Annotated in this window: 1 pseudogene; it reads right to left on the bottom strand. The window is 63.3% G+C overall.

From position 1 onward, the window contains the following. Positions 1-204, bottom strand: a pseudogene (locus tag ACE04F_RS11010) (pyoverdine maturation tyrosinase PvdP); the annotation flags it as partial. Between the last annotated feature and the right edge of the window lie 164 nt (positions 205-368).

Here is a 368-nt window from a genome sequence, read left to right as displayed (position 1 = left end):
GCGGCCGGTGAAACGGATCGTCCAGATACCCCGCAGCGTGTTGGCCCGGCGCTGGCCCGCCACATCCGCCACATCGAACGAGGCCTCGCCGGGGGTGATGGTGGGGTCCGGCCGGGTCAGTTCACGGTGCCCGTAATACACCGCAGGCACGGCGGCACCGGTCAGCGCCAGGCCTGCCATGAACCATCGTCGAGAAATCGTCATTGCCTTACCTGTGTTCGCCCTCGGACGGGCTTTATCCAAGCTAGGACGATGGCTGGGCGGACAAATTTATAGCGAGCTGTGAGGGCCTCATCGCGAGCAAGCTCGCTCCCACAATGGATTTGGGTACATTCGCAAGGGATGGGTTGGTTTCGAGGCCGCCTTCG

It is taken from the genome of Pseudomonas sp. AGC41, from assembly GCF_057334555.1.
Note: the sequence above shows the minus strand (reverse complement) of the source record. Positions and strands in the feature narration are given on the sequence as shown.